17 protein-coding genes are annotated in these 17,867 nt (G+C 41.2%); 11 read left to right on the forward strand and 6 right to left on the reverse strand.

Annotated elements, in window-relative coordinates:
• Nucleotides 1–82: 82 nt before the first annotated feature.
• From PQ578_RS08535 to PQ578_RS08545, 3 genes are all read left to right on the forward strand, one after another.
• Complete coding sequence (locus PQ578_RS08535) at nucleotides 83–1,600, forward strand: BCCT family transporter (protein ID WP_273833481.1); 1,518 nt, start codon at nucleotides 83–85, stop codon at nucleotides 1,598–1,600.
• A gap of 108 nt (nucleotides 1,601–1,708) precedes the next feature.
• Nucleotides 1,709–2,416, forward strand: a complete 708-nt coding sequence (locus PQ578_RS08540) for a Type 1 glutamine amidotransferase-like domain-containing protein (protein ID WP_273833483.1) — start codon at nucleotides 1,709–1,711, stop codon at nucleotides 2,414–2,416.
• Between the two features lie 2 nt (nucleotides 2,417–2,418).
• Complete coding sequence (locus PQ578_RS08545) at nucleotides 2,419–3,504, forward strand: aminoglycoside phosphotransferase family protein (RefSeq protein ID WP_273833485.1); 1,086 nt, start codon at nucleotides 2,419–2,421, stop codon at nucleotides 3,502–3,504.
• A gap of 98 nt (nucleotides 3,505–3,602) precedes the next feature.
• Here the strand turns inward: PQ578_RS08545 and PQ578_RS08550 are convergent, their stop codons facing one another.
• Nucleotides 3,603–4,427 (reverse strand): STAS domain-containing protein, encoded by an 825-nt coding sequence (locus tag PQ578_RS08550; RefSeq protein ID WP_273833486.1) that lies wholly within the window; start codon nucleotides 4,425–4,427, stop codon nucleotides 3,603–3,605.
• A gap of 123 nt (nucleotides 4,428–4,550) precedes the next feature.
• Here PQ578_RS08550 and PQ578_RS08555 point away from each other — a divergent pair, with 123 nt between their 5' ends.
• Entirely contained in the window at nucleotides 4,551–4,880 is a 330-nt protein-coding gene (locus PQ578_RS08555) for a winged helix-turn-helix transcriptional regulator (RefSeq protein ID WP_237438673.1), read from the forward strand.
• A 36-nt stretch (nucleotides 4,881–4,916) separates the two neighbouring features.
• Here the strand turns inward: PQ578_RS08555 and PQ578_RS08560 are convergent, their stop codons facing one another.
• Nucleotides 4,917–6,491 (reverse strand): peptide chain release factor 3, encoded by a 1,575-nt coding sequence (locus PQ578_RS08560; RefSeq protein ID WP_273833489.1) that lies wholly within the window; start codon nucleotides 6,489–6,491, stop codon nucleotides 4,917–4,919.
• 145 nt (nucleotides 6,492–6,636) lie between these two features.
• Between PQ578_RS08560 and PQ578_RS08565 the strand changes: the two genes are divergently transcribed.
• The 3 genes from PQ578_RS08565 to PQ578_RS08575 all read left to right on the forward strand — a co-directional run bounded on the left by PQ578_RS08565 (nucleotide 6,637) and on the right by PQ578_RS08575 (nucleotide 9,584).
• Complete coding sequence (locus PQ578_RS08565) at nucleotides 6,637–7,059, forward strand: flavoprotein (RefSeq protein WP_273833490.1); 423 nt, start codon at nucleotides 6,637–6,639, stop codon at nucleotides 7,057–7,059.
• Nucleotides 7,060–7,412: 353 nt separating this feature from the next.
• Nucleotides 7,413–8,618 (forward strand): MFS transporter, encoded by a 1,206-nt coding sequence (locus PQ578_RS08570; RefSeq protein ID WP_273833492.1) that lies wholly within the window; start codon nucleotides 7,413–7,415, stop codon nucleotides 8,616–8,618.
• 12 nt (nucleotides 8,619–8,630) lie between these two features.
• A complete protein-coding gene (locus PQ578_RS08575; RefSeq protein WP_273833494.1) occupies nucleotides 8,631–9,584 on the forward strand; it encodes an LLM class oxidoreductase in 954 nt (317 codons plus the stop codon).
• A gap of 23 nt (nucleotides 9,585–9,607) precedes the next feature.
• On the opposite strand, the gene PQ578_RS08580 is transcribed toward PQ578_RS08575, so the two are convergent.
• Complete coding sequence (locus tag PQ578_RS08580; RefSeq protein WP_273833496.1) at nucleotides 9,608–11,641, reverse strand: sigma-54 interaction domain-containing protein; 2,034 nt, start codon at nucleotides 11,639–11,641, stop codon at nucleotides 9,608–9,610.
• Nucleotides 11,642–11,819: 178 nt separating this feature from the next.
• Here PQ578_RS08580 and yfcC point away from each other — a divergent pair, with 178 nt between their 5' ends.
• Both yfcC and iadA read left to right on the forward strand, forming a co-directional pair.
• Complete coding sequence (gene yfcC / locus PQ578_RS08585) at nucleotides 11,820–13,331, forward strand: putative basic amino acid antiporter YfcC (protein WP_273833498.1); 1,512 nt, start codon at nucleotides 11,820–11,822, stop codon at nucleotides 13,329–13,331.
• A gap of 21 nt (nucleotides 13,332–13,352) precedes the next feature.
• Nucleotides 13,353–14,519, forward strand: coding sequence for a beta-aspartyl-peptidase (gene iadA, locus PQ578_RS08590; RefSeq protein ID WP_273833500.1), 1,167 nt, complete (start codon nucleotides 13,353–13,355; stop codon nucleotides 14,517–14,519).
• A 35-nt stretch (nucleotides 14,520–14,554) separates the two neighbouring features.
• Here iadA and PQ578_RS08595 read toward each other — a convergent pair whose 3' ends face one another.
• Nucleotides 14,555–15,073, reverse strand: coding sequence for a ferritin-like domain-containing protein (locus tag PQ578_RS08595; RefSeq protein WP_273833502.1), 519 nt, complete (start codon nucleotides 15,071–15,073; stop codon nucleotides 14,555–14,557).
• 153 nt (nucleotides 15,074–15,226) lie between these two features.
• Here PQ578_RS08595 and PQ578_RS08600 point away from each other — a divergent pair, with 153 nt between their 5' ends.
• The gene (locus PQ578_RS08600) at nucleotides 15,227–15,892 is read left to right on the forward strand and encodes a type 1 glutamine amidotransferase domain-containing protein (protein ID WP_273833504.1); all 666 of its coding nucleotides are present in this window, start codon (nucleotides 15,227–15,229) and stop codon (nucleotides 15,890–15,892) included.
• 65 nt (nucleotides 15,893–15,957) lie between these two features.
• Here the strand turns inward: PQ578_RS08600 and PQ578_RS08605 are convergent, their stop codons facing one another.
• A complete protein-coding gene (locus PQ578_RS08605; RefSeq protein ID WP_273833507.1) occupies nucleotides 15,958–16,239 on the reverse strand; it encodes a hypothetical protein in 282 nt (93 codons plus the stop codon).
• A gap of 141 nt (nucleotides 16,240–16,380) precedes the next feature.
• Nucleotides 16,381–17,139 carry an MBL fold metallo-hydrolase gene (locus tag PQ578_RS08610; RefSeq protein ID WP_273833508.1) on the reverse strand — a complete coding sequence of 253 codons (759 nt, stop codon included), beginning with the start codon at nucleotides 17,137–17,139 and terminating at the stop codon, nucleotides 16,381–16,383.
• Nucleotides 17,140–17,258: 119 nt separating this feature from the next.
• Between PQ578_RS08610 and PQ578_RS08615 the strand changes: the two genes are divergently transcribed.
• On the forward strand, nucleotides 17,259–17,681 hold the full coding sequence (locus PQ578_RS08615) for an Lrp/AsnC family transcriptional regulator (RefSeq protein WP_273833510.1): 423 nt from the start codon (nucleotides 17,259–17,261) through the stop codon (nucleotides 17,679–17,681).
• Nucleotides 17,682–17,867 lie beyond the last annotated feature (186 nt).

Below are 17,867 nucleotides of genomic sequence, written 5' to 3' on the forward strand. Positions count from 1 at the left end.
GCAAAAGTGAAAGGAGATCTCGATGTATTTATCCGGCATCGTTTGTTATACGTAAGAAGTTAAATATTTAAGAGGTGAGTTAATGAAAAATGCAACGCTTGTTTTTTGGTATAGTCTCATTGTTTGTACGTTAGTTGTATTATGGGGAGCGATCTGGCCAGAGCATTTACAGTCAGTAACGTCCACAGCTACAGCTTTCATATCAAGTCGATTTGGATGGTATTACCTCCTCATTATAATGGGGATTCTTGTTTTTTGTGTATACTTGATTTTTTCAAGATTTAAAGATATTAAACTTGGTGGCAAAGATGACAAGCCGGAGTTCAGCTTGCCAACATGGTTTGCGATGCTGTTCAGTGCAGGAATGGGTATGGGAATGGTTTTCTGGACAACGGCAGAGCCAATTTCTCATGCTTTCAAAAGTAGTCCAAGTGGCGAATTAGGAACGGATAAAGCGATTGTTGAATCCCTTCAATATTCCTTTTTTCACTGGGGTGTTCACGCCTGGGCTGTTTATGCCCTTGTTGCGCTCGTACTCGCTTATTTTAAATTCCATAAAGGGTATCCCGGATTAATTAGTGCTACACTAACCCCTTTGTTTGGAGAAAAACGAATGCAGGGAACGCTAGGAAACATGATCGACACGCTTGCTGTTGTTGCGACAGTTGTAGGTGTTGCGGCAACGCTTGGCTTCGGATCAGCACAAATTAATCAAGGACTGAAGTTTTTATTTGATGCTCCAGCAAACTTCTCAGTTCAGCTGCTCATTCTCGTGATTTCAACCGTGTTGTTTATTGCTTCGGCATGGTCTGGGTTAAAAAGAGGAATTAAATATTTAAGTAATATTAATATGATTCTCGGTTTTGCTCTTATGATTCTTCTCCTTATTGTCGGACCAACGCTATATATTATGAATATGTTTACTGGCTCTTTAGGTGGTTACATCTCGAACTTTTTTGATATGAGTTTTCATATTGAACCGATCAACAACGATCAGCGCTCATGGGTTGATAGTTGGACAATTTTTTACTGGGCATGGTGGATTTCATGGTCCCCTTTCGTTGGAATCTTTATTGCGAGAATTTCAAGGGGGCGTACGATAAAAGAATTTATGCTTGGTGTATTATTTGTTCCTTCAATCGTCTGCTTCATTTTCTTTGCGGTCTTTGGAGTCTCAGCTCTCGACTTGCAACAAAGTGGAATTGCAACGATTTCCGATTATTCGATAGAGACGGCAACATTTGCTGTTTTACAAGAGTACCCTCTTGGTACATTAATGTCGTTTATTACGATTTTTGTTATTGCGATTTTCTTTATTACATCAGCGGATTCGGCAACATTTGTATTAGGGATGCTTAGTACATCAGGATCATTGGATCCTTCAGCGGTGATTAAGATCGTATGGGGCTTATCCCTTTCTGCCATGGCAGCAATCATCGTCTACTTCGGTGGAACGCAAGGCTTGCAAAATATGCTAATCCTTGCCGCTTTACCATTTTCAGTCGTTGTCCTAATGATGGGTTATTCTTTCTATCGAGCAGCGAGTAAAGAAGTATTATCGAAAAGAAAAAGAGCAAAAACACAAAAAGAAGCGGTGTAATAAGATAAATAAGCTGTGTTCCTCCAGGGGGACGCAGCTTTTTTGCAGGAAAAAAGAAGAAGGTCGGGAATTTCTTAATGAAAGGTGACTATGGAAGGAATGAGGAAGTTGAAGCAAATTATCGCGATGGGTGGCGGAGGTTTTTCAATGGAACCCGACAACCCGCTATTGGATCGCTATATCTTAAAGCAAGCTATCAGCAAGCAACCGAAAATCTGTTTTATCCCGACTGCTAGCGGTGATGCAGATGGATACATAACAAAATTCTATACCTTTTTTGAGAAGCAAATATGCGTGCCTTCCCATCTGTCCTTATTTAAACCACATGTGAAAGATATCGAAGCCTTCTTGTTAAGTCAGGATATTCTGTATGTAGGGGGAGGAAACACAAAAAATCTCCTCGTCCTCTGGAAAGAATGGGGACTTGATCAAGTGATGAAGAAAGCATGGGAGCAAGGCATTGTTTTAGCCGGAATAAGCGCAGGGGCGATCTGCTGGTTTGAAGAAGGGGTCACGGATTCATTTGGAGATGAGCTTCACGCACTGGATTGTCTTGGCTTTCTACCAGGGAGTAGCTGTCCTCACTTTGATGGAGAAGATAAGCGACGATCTGCCTATCATGATTTGATTGATTCAGGTCACATGCAACCAGGAATAGCGCTCGACGATGGAGCAGCTGTTCACTATGTGGACGATTCGATGAAGGTGGTCGTAAGTTCACGAAAAGAAGCGTATGCCTATAAAGTTGAAAGACTGCAGGTGGATGAAGAGCGGTTGGAGACGATTTATCTCGGAAATGAAAAGGAGAATACATAAAGATGGAGTTCCTTGCTACACAAAACGTTTCAGAAATTGATCTGATGAATCAAGCACTAGCAAATGAAGGGTTACGTCCCTTATCGAATCAAGGTGAAATCCATCTCTTGGGAGAAGGTGCCTGGCACTTTGCCTTTTTACTGGAGAAGGAACAGCTCGTTCTCAGGATTCCTAAGAAAGTGGCCTATGAGAAAGAGGTCCACTTCCAACAAAAAGAGTTAACAACAGAGTATGCTGCAACAAAAGCTTTTTATCAACATGCTAATCGAGCAAAAGAAGGGGTATGTCCTGAGTTCTTTACATTTTTCGTACAACCAGAATTAACGTATACGTTAGAATCGTACTTGGGTAAATCTGATCAACTTGGTGATTTGACAATAAACCAATCACGTCGATATGGAAGGGAAATAGGAGACTTTTTTCTCGCTCTAGAATCAATGGAACCTCCCTATAATGGGATTGGGTACTTGAAGTTTGATCAGAATGGTAAGTTAAAAGGTGAGCTAGATATGGATCAAATAGAGTTCGTTATGGAAGAGACGAGGGAGTATGTTGAGGAGTTAAATCTTTTGCTTGCAAGCGGCTATAGTTTTGATAAGCAACGAGTTGAAGCAGTTGGAAGAGAACTGATCTCTGCTCGTTCCGTAAGCGGTGAAAAAATAACGTTTACGAATCAAGATACGTCTCCTGAGAACCTGATCTTTTCAGAAGGTGGCCTTAAGGTGCTTGATCCGTATCCGCTTCTTTCTCCGGGTGTTTCGCTAGCTGCGAATCACGTTTTCAATTACCATTATCTCTTTCCTTCTTTTCATAACACGCTTAGATACCGGAAAGGGAATTATCTTCAATCACTTCCACAATTAAGAGCTAACGCTGAAGGGTTTATAGAAGCCTATGCATCCCGTTCAAAGCGGGATAACCTGCACATTGAAGTTTTCTTGAAACTTGTTACGATGACCTATACTCATTATCAGTTAATAAATGAAAAATCATTACGTCGTGAACAGGTGATTCGTTATGGTACGAAAGCGCAAATTGAAGAGCGGTTCGTTCATTTCCTAAAACAGCTTGAGCAATTTCCTGAATGATAAACGAAAGAGGACACTTTTTTTAAAGCAAATTAAAAACCACACCGAAGTGTAGTTTTAATTTGAGTGCAGTATCTCATATCAGTGGAATAGATGAACTACCCTTCTACCATTCCGAGAGATTTTAGAGCTCCTTCTAAATTCTGTTTAATTGTAAGGGATTGCAAATCAAGTCCTAATGAGACAACGCCGATTGCAACTTCAGAACTAACCCCAGTTACAATAATATCCACACCCATTACTTCTAGTGAATCAACGATTTTAAAGAGGTGTTGGGTCATCATTGTATCAAGTGTTGCGACACCGGATAGATCAAGAATAAGAGAGCGAATCTTTTTTGCGCTAGATTCCATTAATGTTCGTTCAAGAATAAGATTTGCGCGTTTTTCGTCAATTTCCCCAATGATTGGGCAAATCGCTACACGAGAAGATAGTTTAATAATTGGTACAGATAATGCATCATCTTGATAGTATTCTGATCGAAGGCTATTTGTTTTTTGTGTTAAATAGCTTTCGGTAAAATGATGAATGAAATAATCAATCAATGGATCGACGATTTTTGTAATGATAATGATGTCTGAAACCGTAAGCGAGAAAGTTTGCTGATTCTCTTCTATATATCTAAGAAGCGATTTTTTAACGACTGAAATGCTCATTAACACCGTATCCAAATAAGCGGGAATAGCATCCATTTCTTTAAAGCTTGAAATTTGCTCTGTTGGATACGAAACTTCTCCAGCTTCAATCGATTCACCTAATGGTACGATGATCTGTTCGGTAAATGTGTAAGGCACAATGCTTGGAAGACTCTGTTCTTTGATGGAAATTTCGATATGATGCCGAGCGTTTGCTGCGATTTGATCGATGTTTTGTAGGATGGATTGCCCTATAGATTGGACAGTGTGTGAAATGTTTTCGGACATAGAAACTCCCCTCTAACTTTGTAGTTAACTTATGATAAAATAAGGTTATTATATGCTATCTTACTACAATGAGCGTTTTTGTGAAGAAGTATATTACTATATACCTGGAGGTGCAGGGGGAATTTGAACAGATCCGTGGAGGATATGAAAACGACGCTTGATGTAGTCTGTGGGAAGTGGAAAGCTGTTTTGCTGCTAGAATTAGTGGAGGAGCCTCTTCGATTTAGTGAGATAAAAAAGGCGATACCACGCATTCCTCATCAAACGTTAATTAAACATCTCAAAGAACTCGAGCAGGATGGGTTAATTAACCGAGTAGAATCGAATGATGTACCGCCCAAAGTCGAGTATTCTTTAACTTCATACGGTTATGCTCTTGAACCATTGCTTCAAGAAATGGAAAAATGGGGAAGAGTTCACCGCTCTCGTTCTGAAGAAACGATTGCAAACTAAAAGGAACGTGCAGATGCACGTTCCTTTTGTGTATGTTTATCTTGATTCTCTTAGAGGAATATCTGGATTTTTATCCTGGAACCATCTAAGCGCAAAGTCGTTTTGGAACAGAAGAACAGGACGCTTAAGCTGATCATAAACAAGCATATTACGAACGCTGTCTACTTTCTCTTCTGGATTATCCGTTTCAATCCATCTTGCATGCTGATGCGGCATTGTATCAAATTGAATATCGACGTTGTATTCACCTTTCATGCGATATTCAAAGATCTCAAACTGTAGACGTCCCACTACACCAATGACGATTTCATCCCAGTGAGCGGTACGATAGACTTGGATAGCACCTTCTTCTGAAAGCTGCTGTACCCCTTTGTAGAAATGCTTCTGTTTCATCGCTTTTTGGGCACGAACCTTCGCGAAATGCTCTGGTGGGAAAGTTGGTAGAGCACCGAAGGAATAGACGTTTTTCGAACCAACAAGTGTGTCACCGATTTGATACGTTCCTGAATCATAGAGTCCAACAATATCACCAGGGTATGCTTTTTCTACATTGCCTCGAGAGGAGGCGAAGAAAAGTTGCCCTTGTGATAGTTTTAAGCTTTTTCCTGTACGCTCAAGCCAAGCTTCCATTCCTTTTTCAAATGTACCTGACACGATACGTAAGAATGCCACGCGGTCACGGTGCGCCGGATTCATGTTTGCTTGAATTTTAAAGATAAACCCTGAGAACGTTTCGTCATCTGGCTTCACTTCCCCTTCAGAGCTCTCACGAGGTGCTGGAGAAGGAGCTAGATCAAGAAAGTGGTTTAAGAAGGTAGGCACACCAAAGCTTGAAATCGCACTTCCGAAGAACACAGGCGTTTGCTTACCAGATTGCAGGGCTTCTTCGCTATATGTTGCGCCAGCTTCGTCAAGTAGCATCACGTCTTCTTGTAGCTGATTCACGAGATCTTCACCGGCTTTTTCTTTAAGAACAGGATCATCAAGATCTGAAATTTGGATCGCCTGTTTGTTGTCGCCTTCTGTATCATAAAATTCAACTGCTTTTTGATGGCGATCATAAACACCCTGGAACGATTGACCGATACCAATTGGCCAGTTCATTGGATAGGATTCAATGCCTAGAACATCTTCAATTTCTTCAAGAAGCTCAAGCGGTTCGCGACCCTGCCGATCCATTTTATTAATGAAGGTAAAAATCGGAATGCCGTGTTCACTAACAACTTTAAAGAGCTTCTTTGTTTGTGACTCGACCCCTTTAGCAGCATCGATAATCATGACAACACTGTCAACGGCAAGAAGGGTACGGTACGTATCTTCACTAAAATCTTCGTGTCCTGGTGTATCGAGAATATTAATGGTATGACCTTTGTAGTTAAAGTTCATTACACTGGAAGTAACGGATATACCACGCTGTTTCTCAATTTCCATCCAGTCAGATGTGGCATACTTAGATGATTTTCGAGATTTAACGGTTCCAGTTGAGCGAATCTGTCCACCTAAAAACAACAGTTTCTCTGTTAATGTTGTTTTACCAGCATCGGGGTGAGAGATGATCGCAAAGGTTCGTCTCTTCTTTATTTCTTCTTGTAATTCTTTATGGTTACTCATTATGTCATTTAGTCCTTTCAATATCACTTCTTATGTAATATAACATATTCTGACGGTTGTTCCTATTGCGTAAAGGAGGCGAAAAGAGAGAGAAGGAATTCGATGATCGGAGCTCGAAAATGAAAGAGAAAGGAGAGCGATTGCTATGAGTGGATTTCAAGAATTTTTAGATGAATTTCTAGCGAGCTGGGAGAACTCCTCGTTAGATGAAATAAAGGTTAAAATAAGTGATTCTTATCAAGCAAGGGAGATCTCCAGTCAATCTGAATTATACGATTTTGGCTATGAGGAATCGATTGAAGGCTGGGAGCAAGCATTTAAAGCTTTTAAGAATGATGGATCGACATGGATTTTAAAGAAACTAGCTGTTACGCCGCTTCGAAGAAATGAAATGCTTGCGATTATTTTCGCTTCTATTGAAGTAGATGGCAAACAAAGTGAAACAGGAAATGTCTTTTTTAATACCTTTCGTAAAGAAGTCCAAGGAAATTGGAAGCTTGTTAGAAGTTACATTGAAGCCGGAATTCCAGGTGACTATGTAAACGCGTTTGATTTAAAAGAAGAATAGAACAAGAACTCAGAACCTCCCACTAAATTTTAGTGGGAGGTTTTTTGGTGTGCAGATCTTGATTTGAGCCATTAGGAACTTATAGGTGCCTATATTACAGCAAAGTGCGTACTTTTCAGAGTGAAGAAACGAGCGCATAATCAGAGTCAGCTTGTTCTTGTTGCTTCTTTTTCGCAAGGGGATGAGTAGGGTGGGTACTTTAAAGTTCCTATCGTACTTTTTGGGTACTGCGGTACAAAAAAGTACGTACTTCCATTATTGTCTAGAAGGTTGCATAATCAGTTGTACCGCCGAAAAGGGAGGCGCCTCCCTGTCGTTTCGGCACTAAAAAAATTCAAGGAGGAATTCGCTTTATGAGTTCTCAAACACATACAATGTCAAAATCAAAAGAAAAATCAAGCGGTACGCTTGCGCTTTTAGCTCTTGCCATTAGTGCATTTGGAATTGGAACAACCGAGTTTGTTCCGGTTGGACTTCTTTCTTCTATTGCAGATGACTTATCGATTTCAATTACATTGGCTGGCTTACTGATATCAGGGTACGCCATTGGAGTAGCCATTGGTGCTCCAGTTCTCACAGCGTTAACTGGAAAAATGAATCGGAAAACGCTCCTGATGTCCTTAATGGTCGTCTTTATCATTGGTAACCTTGTAGCGGGAATTTCTACATCGTTCGGTTTATTACTCGTCGCCAGGTTTATTACCGCTTTTTCACACGGAATTTTCTTTTCAATCGGTTCAACGATTGCAGCAGACCTCGTTCCAGAAAATAAACGGGCGAGTGCGATTGCCTTTATGTTTACAGGATTAACTGTTGCTACAGTAACTGGTGTTCCACTAGGTACATTTATCGGACAAGCATTTGGTTGGAGAGCGACATTTCTTGGTGTTGCCTTACTAGGTGTCATTGGAATTATCGCGAGTGCCATTCTCGTTCCAAAAGATTTGAAAGAAGCTCCGCCAGCGAAATTTAGTGAACAATTAAAGATCTTAACGAATGGAAAATTACTATTAGCTTTTGCGATTACAGCGTTAGGTTACGGTGGTACATTTGTTGCCTTTACGTATTTAGCGCCGCTTCTTGAAGATGTCACAGGGTTTAGTGCGAAATTTGTTAGTGTCATTTTACTCGTGTATGGTGTGGCAGTTGCAATCGGAAATATGATTGGCGGTAAAGCGTCGGATAAAAACCCATTAAAAGCATTGTTCTGGATGTTTGTCCTGCAAGCGATCATTCTTTTCGTGATGACATTTGCACTTCCGTTTAAAGTAGCTGGCATTATTACGATATTCTTTATGGGATTATTTGCCTTTATGAATGTTCCTGGGTTGCAAGTACTTGTTGTTAACCTTGCTGAAAAGTATGTTCCTTCAGCGGTAAACGTAGCATCCGCACTTAATATCGCAGCATTTAACGTTGGTATTGCGATTGGGTCGTTTGTCGGTGGGGTCATCGTTGATTCAATTGGGTTAATTCACACGCCGTGGATTGGCGGCATTATGGTTGTAGGAGCGGTCGCTCTTACAGGTTGGCTTCGTGCGATGGAAAGAAAAGCGTAGGAGGTTCTAATCATGAATTTATTTGAAAAACATCAAGCCTATAAAAGAACGTATCAGGAAGGTGAGCTAACGCTTGGTCTTCATATTCCACTTGAGAATTATCAGTTCAGTACACCGACGATGGAAAAACAGGTGGAGCTGGCTCAAGGAGCCGAACAATATGGTTTCACAGCGCTATGGTTGCGGGATGTTCTTTTAAAAGATCCGCAATTTGGTGATCCTGCCACCGGTCAAATTTACGATATGATGATTTATTTAACGTATCTTGCTTCGAAAACGACGAAAATTGGGCTTGGGACGGCAGCGGCTGTTTTGCCGCTTCGCCACCCTTTAAGAGTAGCGAAGGAAGTAGCAACGATTGATCAGCTTTTCCCTGAAAGACTCTTTCTCGGTGTTTCATCAGGTGACAGACAATCTGATTTCCGTGGATTAAATGCATCCCATGCTAACCGAGGTCATGATTTTGTAGAGGCATTTCACTATTTAAATGAAGCTTTATACCAGGAGTACCCATCGATTCACTCTGAACAGGGAACGATTCATGGAGCGAATCTTGTACCAAAACCTACGAAAAGAGTACCTACATTTATTACAGGATTTGCGCAGCAGTCGATGGAATGGTTTGCGGAACACGGCGATGGGTGGATGTACTATCCTCGAGGCCCAGAGCAACAAAGAGAAGCGATTGCGGCTTGGCGAGAGCTTTCAGAGAAATATCATCCTGGTGTGTTTAAACCATTCAGCCAGCCGATGCATCTTGATTTGTCAGAAGATCCGAATGAGCAGCCAACGCCGATTCGACTTGGTTTTCGGATTGGACGGAACGTGTTGATCGAGCTTCTTAACATCTATAAAGAAGCTGGAGTGAATCATCTCTTCTTTGCGCTCTTTGATAGCAACCGTCCTGCAGATGAAGTCATTCAAGAGCTTGGAGAAGAAGTTGTACCACATTTTCCAGCTCGATAAAACGAAAGCCGTTAGGGATATCCCTAACGGCTTTTTTGATGCGCCTTTAACTGAGTTAAATACTGCTCGCCTTCTAATGTAATTTGTGTTCCGGCACGACCACGACCTTTTACCACATATCCCTTGCTTTCAAGATCGTTTAAACGTAACCGGATCTGCTGAGGAGAGAGTGGGTGTGATAAGGTTGCGCTTTTCTTTGAAAGAAAATCTCGGCTTGCGGTTTTGCCTTCATCATTTCGGTTTTTCATCATTTGTAATATGACGAAATGATCCTTTGCGTCGATGGTGCTTACTGGAAGCGACGTTTGCTTCTCGCTTTTAGGTTCAAGGCGATGGTGGGGGAGGTCGTCAAGTGTAATCGTAGAGCCGCCTGCGACCACAAGCGCATAATCAATCATGCTTTTCAGCTCGCGAATATTTCCTGGCCAATGATGGGCCATAAACGCTTCAATCACTTGCGGGTCCACTTTCATCCACGTGCCGCTTTTTGTAACAAAATAGTTTGTGAGTGATTGAATGTCGCTCAAACGTTCACGAAGTGGAGGGATCGCAAGTTGAAGGACATTTAATCGGTAAAATAAATCCGAGCGAAACGTACCTTCTGTAATTTTTTGTTCAAGGTTTTTATTTGTAGCGGCAATGACTCTTACATTAATCGGCGTAATTTTTCTACCACCAATCCTTCTAATTTCTTTTTCTTGAAGAACGCGCAGTAAGTGGGCTTGGACTGTTGGACTAATATCACCAATCTCATCGAGGAAAATCGTTCCGTTATCTGCGAGCTCAAATAGTCCTTTCTTTCCTCCGCGTTGAGCTCCTGTAAATGTGCCTTCTTCATAACCAAATAATTCACTCTCTAAAAGACTTTCCGTCAAAGCGCTACAATTAATCGCGATAAACGGTCCGTTTTTTCGAAGAGAGTTACGGTGCATCGCATGTGCGAAAAGTTCTTTACCAACGCCTGTTTCTCCGTTAATCAAAACAGGGTGCTCTGCAATGGCGAGTTTTTTTGCGATACGTACGCGTTCAAGAAGGCGGGGGTGTTCACCGAGAATATCTTCGAAGTCATATTTTGCAGCGAATCCCTTCTTATGCTGCTCTCGCTGTGCCGTTTTTTCAATTTCAAACGCCTGATTCACGCTCTTAAAAGTAACAACTGTCGTATGTTCCTCCGGAATTGATTGACGAAAGGCGACAACATCTACCCCGTTCATCGAAACGAATTTATTTTCCTCTAATCCATTAATGATAAAATCTTGAAGATCGGTATCTACTACATATGAAAGATCACGACCAATGACATCTTTGGCTGGCATCTGGAACAGTGCCTCAAGTCGGTGGTTAAACAAGGTAATCTCTCTTTCTTTATTGATGGCAAGAATGCCATCATCGACGGTATTAACGACGTTTTGGTAATGTTCTGTTGTTTGAAGCGCCTCTTTTTCAGCACCAAGAATCTTGCGGTGTAAGACGATCATACTTCGAATGTAGCGCTCGGAAATTTTGGAAGAAACGGAATCGTCCAGTTGAAAATAATCCATTACTTTAATAATCGTCGCCATATCAAAAGGTCTTACTCCGATATCAATGATTTGAGGGATATAAGATGGGCATAAGTGCGTTTCGCCAGGAGAAACGGCTACGTGAATATTGTCGTAAAACATTTGTCCTCGTTTAAATGGAAGAAACGTCACGTGGTTAATGCCAAGTTGGTAGAGTGATTCAATAACATCAACCGTGGACGGATCGTCATCATTCACCATTAAGACTCTTTCGCCATGTGGAATCGTAAGGAGACGATCAATATAGTCATGGCGAATGGTTCGTTTGCCTACAATGGATTCTTTTCCTGAGATGTTACTTATCGTAGCAGCTTCCGTTTTAGTTGCTTCGGAAGAATACAAGATAACGTGATCTTCAAGTTGATGTGGTAAAGATTCGTCAATCGCAAAAGCTCTTACGACGATGTAATCGCCGGCCAACTGATGCAATTGATCATAGAGTATTTTTTTCGTTTGGGTACTTCCAGCAATTAGCGTTAAGGTAGGTCGCTCCAAGTTGTTCACATCTTTTCTAATGTTTTGGTTTTATTGTAACACCGATAAGAACTTAAAAGAACCAATTACGATCTTTGTTTAATGATTTTTCGGACAATTCAAGTATTCATCAAGTTGGCATGAAACTTGCTTCTCTATAGAGTAGGTAATGATGATTAAAACGGAAAGAAGGGGAAGTATGGAAAAAGAAAAGAGAAAAAAAGAAATGAAGATGCCTCATACGTTTGTGATTGTATTTTTTGTCGTACTTGCTGCTGCTGCTTTAACGTACTTTATTCCAAAAGGAACGTTTGAAACGGAGGATGTAACATATGTGCAGCAGGGAGAGGAGCAAACGAAAACGGTTCTTGTCCCGGACAGTTTCAAGTATGTAACGGACGATGGTGGAGATGCGGTCCGAGAAGGGGTTTCACTATTTGAGCCTTATGGTGGAGCGGGTTTTCTAAATTATGTGTTCGAAGGGCTAGTATCAGGTGATAAATGGGGATCTGCTGTAGGGGTTGTCGCTTTTATCTTAATTATTGGTGGTGCATTTGGGATCATCATGCGTACAAAGGCGATTGATCAAGGAATTCTCTCCATTATTGATAAAACAAAGGGTCGAGAAGTACTTATTATTCCGATTATGTTCTTTTTATTTTCGCTTGGTGGAGCTGTTTTTGGTATGGGGGAAGAGGCGATTGCCTTTGCGATGATACTCATACCACTTGTCGTAGCTCTCGGGTATGACGCTATTACAGGGGTAATGATAACGTATGTTGCGACACAAATTGGATTTGCGACTTCGTGGATGAACCCGTTTAGCGTAGCGATTGCTCAAGGAGTATCCGGCATTCCAGTTTTGTCAGGCTCACCATTCCGAATGGTAATGTGGGGAGTTTTTACGATTATAGGGATTGCGTACACAATGTGGTATGCGAATGGTGTTCGTAAGGATCCAAGGAAATCGCTTAGTACAGATGCGAATCGCTACTTTAGGGAGTACAATCAGAATCAAGACCTAGCTAGCAAATTTACGCTTGGCCATGGACTTGTTGTCCTCACACTTGTAGCAGGAATTGGCTGGATTATATGGGGTGTCATTGAACATGCTTATTACATCCCGGAGATTGCGACTCAGTTCTTTACAATAGGAATTGTCGCTGGTGTAATTGCTGTGATCTTTAAGTTGAATGGCATGACAGTAAATGATATTGCAGAGGGTTTTACAGACGGTGCAAAAGATTTGCTGCCGGCTGCGTTAATCGTTGGGATGGCCAAAGGGATTGTGATTATTCTTGGCGGCGATGCTGCTGGTGAACCTTCTGTGTTAAATACAATGTTATATAGTGCAGGAAATTTAGTTGATGATTTTCCAGCTGCACTATCAGCGTGGTTTATGTTTGTCTTCCAGTCTGTCTTTAATTTCTTTGTTGTATCTGGAAGTGGCCAAGCGGCACTCACAATGCCTCTCATGGCCCCGCTCTCTGATATTGCTGGGGTTACGCGCCAAGTTGCTGTTCTAGCTTTCCAGCTAGGGGACGGGCTGACAAATATTATTGTACCTACATCAGCGGCGCTAATGGGTACACTTGGTGCAGCTAGAATGGACTGGGGTACGTGGTTTAAATTTATTATTAAATTTCAAATCTTGCTGTTTGTTCTCGCGTCTGTCTTTGTGATTACAGCTTCGCTCATGAACTTCCAGTAACAACCGTTTGGAGGAAAGACAATGTTTACAGTCATAAGAAATGCCGAGATTTATGCGCCGGATCATATCGGTAAGAAAGATATACTAATCGCGTTTGATAAAATCGCGATGATTGAGGATGAAATTAAACTACCTGATCAGATTCCGCATGAGGTAATTGATGCGAATGGAAAGATCATCTTTCCGGGATTCATTGATTCTCACGTTCACATTACAGGTGGTGGCGGTGAAGGGAGCTATCGAACAAGAACACCGGAATTAACGTTATCGAAAGCGACGAGTGCTGGGGTAACGACGATTGTTGGAGTGATTGGAACAGATGGCACAACGCGTACAATGCCTGACCTCATTGCGAAAGCGCGAGGACTAGAAGAAGAAGGTATTACGTGCTATGTGCATACAGGAAGTTATCAAGTACCGGTAAAAACGTTAACTGGAAAAATTGAGGATGACATTATCTTGATAGATCGCGTGATCGGAGCGGGAGAGATTGCGATTAGTGATCATCGTTCTTCTCAGCCAACAGTAGAGGAAATGGCGAAGATTGCTTCCGCTGCAAGAATCGGTGGAATGCTTTCGGGAAAGGCTGGTATCGTCAATATTCACCTCGGGGACAGTCCGTCTAAACTATCGTTACTCGAGCAAGTCGTGGAGACGACGGATATCCCGATTAAGACGTTTCACCCAACGCATATCAATCGGACAGAGGAACTTTTCGAAGCCGGGGTCGCTTATGGGAAAAAAGGCGGGAACATTGATTTCACGACAAGCACCATTCCACAATTTCTTGAACAAGGCGAAGTGAAATGCAGTACGGGATTGAAGCGTGCTCTTGAGGCTGGTGTTCCGGTTGAGCGGATTACGTTTACATCAGACGGACAAGCAAGTTTACCTGCTTTTAATGCTTCGGGAGAGTTTGAAGGGCTACAAATCGGTTCAGTGGCTTCACTTTATAAAGAAGTGCGAGATGCCATTGTTGAAGATGGCGTACCGATTTCGGATGCTATTAAAGTGATAACGAAAAATCCGGCATCGCTATTGAAGTTAAGTCAAAAAGGTGAGATTGCGGTGGAGAAAGATGCGGACCTTGTGATCGTTGACTCGGATTTTCAAATTGATACTGTTTTTGCGAGAGGTTGTAAGATGGTTGAAGGACAAGAGTGTCTTGTAAAAGGTACATTTGAATAGAACAAGACCCCTACTATACGGTAGGGGTCTTGTCTTCATTGGTACTGAGTTAACCCTTTCTTAAATGCAGCAAGGTGGTTTTTGGATGCGTCTCCTAGCCTGGTCATTACACTTCGTACATCTTGTGGGAGGTCAGGTAGATCGGCTAATTTCTCATACATGGCGATGTTATCGATTTCTCCTTGTACACCAGCTTCGAAAGCTTCTTTTAGCGTTTTTGGAGTGGTTGTATACTGACTAGCATTATTTTCTGGAACGTTAATGTTATACCTTGTAAATAAGGGAAGAAGCGCAGTGATGTGCCTTTGTTCTGCTACTTTTATTTGCGTAAAGGGTCTAATCTCGCCAAATTCTTTAATAATGTCATCGTATCGCGCCTGAGCAAGGTATTCATCTTCTAATGCATACGTTAATGCTTCTTCAAGTGTAATAGAAGAGTCTTGTAATGCTCCTTTTGCACCATAGTCTTCTGGAGGTGCTTCTGCATTTGCTTCAAGAAGATTGATATTGAAGAAAATAAAGCTGATGATCGCAACAATTGTTATTTTTTTCACTTTACTCACCTTGCCTTTTTGTTGATTAACTTTCCTGTAAAGGCGGAGTTTTATGTAATTTTTTATTTCTAGAAGTCATTTTGTTTGATTTCCCTTTAAGAACAGCTTATGATCTTAACTGTAAAAGTAATAATTACAGTAGGAGGAACAGTCATGAGCAAACGTATATTAATGGTTGTTACAACCGCAGATACAATGAATGAAGGACATAAAACAGGTTTATGGTTATCGGAGTTTGGGGAAGCCTATATCGAATTTGAAAAGCGTGGTTATCAAATCACGGTGGCAAGTCCTCTAGGTGGAAAAGCGCCAGTGGATGAACGCAGTCTAGAAGGTGGAGAAACCCCTCAAGAAATTCTGGATACTGCGAAACACCTTGAAGATACAGAAAAGCTTGAAAAAATTGTTGGGGCATCTACGTTTGATGCGATCTTCATGCCTGGTGGACATGGCACAATGTTTGATTTACCAGAAAATGATAAGCTTCAACACTTAATTCGTGAGTTTTATGAATCAAACAAAATTGTTGCTTCAGTCTGCCATGGTCCTGCTGGACTTGTTGGTGTTACCCTTTCAGATGGTACGCCATTAGTTTCAGGGAAAACCATTACGGCGTTTACAGACGACGAAGAAAGAGAAACAACTCTTGATCAATATATGCCTTTCTTGCTTGAATCTCGACTTCGAGAACTAGGGGCTAATGTTGTGACGAAAGAGAACTGGTCAGAGCATATGCAAGTAGATGGAAATTTGATTACTGGTCAAAATCCTCAATCCACAACAATCGTGGCGAAGGAAATTGCGACAAAATTAAGCTAACTCTCCGGTGAGTAGCGAGATAAGCAGAAAGGACTCCGATTTCGGAGTCCTTTTCGTATTGATACCTACTCTTTCTCTTTTTTCTTTCCAAAAACCTTTTTAGAAGCGCCTTTCAAAACGTTTGAAGCTGTGTCCACAGATTTCCCAACCACTTTATTCCCTGTTTTACTTACATTTTTGACAAAGTCTGTTGACGCATCAGCGGCTTTCCCAACAAGACCGCCTTCTCCGCTAACGGACTTTACAATATCGTTCGCTGTGTCAGCGGATTTATTCACAAGATCACTTGCGGCTTTAGATGTCTTCTTTACGATGTTATCTTCCTTCGTTGAATTTTTTTCAGACATCGCAATCCCCTCCCTAAGCGAATTTGATACATCTCTATGCTTATGAAATGGATTGTTCGAATATGTAATGGATTTTTCAGATAGGAGTCATTTAGGAGCAAAGAAAAGAAATAAACCCGCAATATGCTGCGGGTTTATGCTTTAAAATGACAGGGTTTGACCGTCGTCAGGAATGAGAACTTTATTAAGAAGATCTTTTTCTTTGATGAATTGCTTTAATTCGTCCCGTGTTAACAGGCAGTGATTGAGTGACTCCATATGCACGGCAATGATCGTTGCCTCTGGCGCTTCTTGAGAAGTTTCCACCACATTTTCTTTTGTCATTGTAATTGGACCACCTTCAAGAAATTGAGCAGCCCCAGCATTTACCACGATCACTTCTGGTTGATGTTTCTCAATCGCATCTTGGACGTCTTCGTTAAAAAGAGTATCTCCAGCGACATATAACGTTTTTTCTTGGGGATGAGAAAATACGATGCCGGATACTTTTCCCGTTTGTTTTAAGATTTTGCCTTCTCCGTGTTTTCCGTCTGTCCGCGATAACGTAACATTTGCAAAGGAGGATTCTTTCTCAAGGGAAACGACGTTCTGAAATCCTTCTTCTTTTATCACTTCTGCATCTTCCTGGTTTTGAGCAAAGATGGTGATCTCTTTTGGAAGATGATCTTTTGCCTTTTCATCGAAATGGTCAGGGTGAAGATGAGTAACAATGACTGCGTCTACATCAATGATTTCGTTGATCGACGTTGATAATCCGACAGTCGGGTTGGAGAGATGCTGATTTGCGGTATTTGGGAAAGGGGGCATTGCTCCTTTTTCGGATAGGAATGGATCGATTAAAAACTTTTTGTCTGCATATTTAAAAATGAGCGTAGCGTTACGAATTAAGTGAATATTCATGTTGCGTTCCTCCCTTTGATCTGCTTCATCTATAGGATAATATAAATGATAAGAGGAAATACAGGCATAAAATCAAGTGTTTTCGGGATTATACTTGAAATGTGAAAGGAAATGGTCGCATGTTAGACAGTACGGATAGGAGAATTGTAAAAGAGCTAACGAAGAATGGACGTATGACGATGAAAGAGCTTGGTGAAAAAGTACATTTAACGGGTCAGGCGGCTTCATCTAGGGTCGTTCGATTAGAAGAAGAAGGGATTTTAAAAGGTTATACAATTAAGGTTGATCAGGTGAAAATGGGGTATGGCGTGCATTGTTTTATCAACGTTTATACTAGAAATATTCACCATCAACCTTACCTTTCTTTTCTAGAAGTGGAAGGCGAATATGTTCTGAATAACTATAAAATCAGCGGCGATGGTTGTTATTTACTAGAATGCCGCTTTCCTTCTAATAAAGAGCTGGATGAGTTTCTTATTCGATTGAATGCTCACGTGAATTACAAACTTTCGATTGTGATTAACCAATCCGAACACAACTGAGCAAAGTGACGGAAATAGTCTAGTAGAGTGGCTGTATAGATTTTGTGGGAAACCTTTTTGTTATGTAGATCGTAACCATAGATGACTAAAAATCAATTATTACTAGTCATTAGACGAAAAGGAGCGCGATAGATGGAATAACTCTGAAACTTACATTAATGGTTATGTTTATTGCATTAGGTTTAA

Origin of the sequence: Guptibacillus sedimenti, from assembly GCF_028610665.1 — a bacterium.
GTDB lineage: Bacteria > Bacillota > Bacilli > Bacillales > Guptibacillaceae > Guptibacillus > Guptibacillus sedimenti.